General features: G+C 66.3%; 2 protein-coding genes. Both read right to left on the bottom strand.

Features of this window, described 5'->3' with window-relative positions; translation table 11 throughout:
* Positions 1–149: 149 nt before the first annotated feature.
* A complete protein-coding gene (locus HUK84_RS13415; protein WP_374729353.1) occupies positions 150–2,501 on the bottom strand; it encodes an LPS-assembly protein LptD in 2,352 nt (783 codons plus the stop codon).
* Positions 2,502–2,512: 11 nt separating this feature from the next.
* Positions 2,513–3,150: LptF/LptG family permease (locus tag HUK84_RS13410; RefSeq protein WP_176640738.1), on the bottom strand; the 638-nt coding region annotated here is incomplete at its 5' end.

Here is a 3,150-nt window from a genome sequence, read left to right as displayed (position 1 = left end):
CGGGGGCCGCCGGCTTCGCATGATGGGCGGCCAGCGCCGTCCCGGCGGCGCAGCCCGCCAGCCCGGCAGCCAGCACCCTGGCCAGGATCGTCGAGGAAAGAACGGTCTTCTGGGGGCGTCGCATGGGGCTCGGTCTCTTACGCATCGGGTCAGCCATGGATACCAAAGGCACCGATCGTCTTGAAGGTCAGGGTGAACATGATGGTCGAATTGCGCTGCTGGCCGCCGATCGAGGTATATTGTTTGACATACATGATGTTGAAGCCGAAGCAGTCGTTCTGGTACCCGGCATTGCCGCCCATGGCGACGAATTGCTCGCGCGACAGGCTGCGCCGCACGAAACCCGACACGTGATAGGCCGCCCAGTTGGCCGACGCCCCCATCGTCAGTTCGTTGGTCTTGACGTAATAGGCCGCCGGCGGGTTGCCCGTCTGGATGTTGGTGGCATAATAGTAATAGGGCGTCACCGGCTCATAGACATAGCCCCCGGTCACATGGAAATGCGTCAGCCCGGTGCTCAGCAGCGCGTCGCCGAAATCGACCCGCTTGGCATAGGGGTCCACCCGCACGCGCCCGGTGAAATCGACGAAACGGCTCGGCGCCAGCCGCGCCCGCGCCACCACGTCGGACAGATGGTGGTTCAACCCCGAATAGGGGATGCGGTTCCGGTCGATATGCTCCTGGACGCTCTCGCCGACCAGCGTGTCGATTTCATGGCCATTCCAGGTCCAGTTGCCATGCAGCCCGAAATTGCCGCGCAGCCCGCCATCCAGCCGGTCCGTGCCGGCATAGCGGTTCAGCGAGAACAGCGTCGAATCCGTCAGCTCATAGGCCAGGCTGTCTTCGTTGGGCATGTTGCGCGTGCGGCTGTTGCCGCTGTTGGGCGCTGCGATCACCTGGGCGATCGGCTCCAGGATCTGCGTGCCCCTTCCCCTGGCGAAGGTCCGCAGGAACGGCCAGTTCATCCGCAGCGCCATGGTCGGCAGGGCCTGCCCGCTGGTGGCCGATCGTTTGGTCAGGCCGTACAGCGGCTGCTGGTTCAGGTCGGTCGCCTGGTACAGCGTCGAATCCAGGCGCAGCGTCAGCTTCCACAACTGCCCCAGCCGGTTATGGAACGGCCGGTCCCAGTTCAGCGCCAACTGGCCCCGCTGGTCGCTCACGCCGACGGTGCGAAAGACGTAGAAATCGGTCGTATCCACCGACAGCCGCCCGCCCAGCGCATCGGGCTGCCCGAAATAGCTGTAGGTGAAGCGCGGCAGCACCCACGGAAGCTGGTTGTTGTTGATGGTGCCCTGGTTCAGGCCCTGATAGGCCTGGGCGTCCACGCGGGCATAGGCCCCGGTCCCGAACCCTTCCAGATAGACGTTCGAGGCCAGCGTCTCCTGGCCATACCCGGTCACGCGGTAATCGCGCATATAGTTCGCGGACGTCGCCAGGTTGATGTTGGCGCCCGTCCGCCATTCGCGTGAGATCGACGCCTGGGCCTGCGCGAAGACGAAGCCCTGGATGCCGTGGTCGTTGGTCGATCCGGTGGTGTTGCCGAACGTGTTGACGAACGCGCCCTCGCGGTGCGTGTCATAGGCCAGCCCGGCCAGGATGTTCAGCGTGCCGAAATTCAGCGCGTTGCGGTACTGGCTGCTGACCTGCGGCCCGGTCCGGGTCGACAGCAGGGCCTGGATCGTCATGTCCGACTGCCCGTCGATCACCCAGTAATACGGGATGGTGGCATAGCTTCCCAGATACCGATCATAAGGCGTCAGCCCCGGCGTCAGAAAGCCGCTCTGCCGCTTCACCGACGGATCGGACATCGAAAAGACGGGCAGGTACATGACCGGAATGCCCAGCATGTCGATATAGGCGTCGCGGAACTCGATGCGCTTGTGCTCGGTATCGTCGATCGCGTCATAGGCCCGCAACTGCCAGAAGGGCGGGCGCTCGGGGTGCTTGGCGCAGATCGCGCACGCCGTATAGACCGCCCGCGCCAGGTCGTTGACCTTCGCGTCCGTGCGGCGCATGCCGTTGGCGGCCAGCTTGGCGTTCTCGCTCATCAGGGCGTGCACGCGGGTCATGATGCCGTTGCGCATCCCGCCGCTCAGCTCGGCATAGTCGCTGAACAGCACGGTGCCGTCGGGCTGGACCAGCGCGACATTGCCCTTCGCGGCCGCGAGGCCGGTATTGCGGTCATAGGTCACGGTGTCGGCGCGCAGCACGTGGTCGTTCTGCCAGATCTGCACATTGCCCGACCAGGTGACGATCCCGTTGGCGTTGTCGTACGTCACCTTGTCCGCCTGGAACGTCACGGGCTCGTTGCCCGAAGCCGGCGCGCCCGTCTGGACCTGGATCGGCTTGGTCGATATCGCCTGCGCATGGGCGCGATGGACCTGGATCGCCGCGCCCAGCAGGGTACTGCCCAGCATCGTGGCGGTCAGCAGGGTTCCGCGCGCCTGCGCATGCCGGCCCGCAACGGGGCCCATAAGGCGGACTGAAGGGCGGCGGGACATCGGTTTCGGCATTATCCGTCTTCTAGATGAAGCAGAAGCGACACTGCAAGGCACAGCCCGGCCCCCGTCGGCGCCCAGGCCGCCAGAAGCGGCGGCATGGCGCCCGATTCGCCGAACTGCGCCGCGACCTTCGAGATCGTGAACAGCGCGAACCCCGAGGCGACGCCGCCGAAGATCATTCGCGCCACCCCGCCGCGCCGGGTCGGGCGCATCGAAAACCCCGCCGCGACCAGCGCCATCGTGCCGGCCAGGATCGGCAGGGTCAGCAGCGACTGGAAATGCAGCCTGTGCCGGATGGACGAAAACCCCGACCGGTCCAGCAGCGCGATGAATCCCGGCAGCGCCCACACCGACAGCGTGTCGGGCGAGGCGAAGCTCTCCTGCACCCGCGTCACCGTCAGGTCGGTCGCCATCACGAAGCGCCCCACCGGCTGCGGCAGATGGTCCGCCCGGATCGTCCGCGCATCCTCCAGCACCCACACCCCGCGGCCCAGGCGCCCGCGCGGCGCCTCCACGCGCAGGATCATATGGTCGGTATCGTCCAGCCGAAAGACGCTGACCCCGCTGATCTCCAGCACGCCCGCCTGCACGTGCACGCCGCGCGCATGCAGGATGGCGACCCCGTGCGGCGCCAGGCCGGTATCCGCCT

Source organism: Nguyenibacter vanlangensis (genome assembly GCF_013376155.1).
Classification (GTDB): domain Bacteria; phylum Pseudomonadota; class Alphaproteobacteria; order Acetobacterales; family Acetobacteraceae; genus Gluconacetobacter; species Gluconacetobacter vanlangensis.
This window is presented reverse-complemented; position numbering and strand designations above follow the sequence as displayed.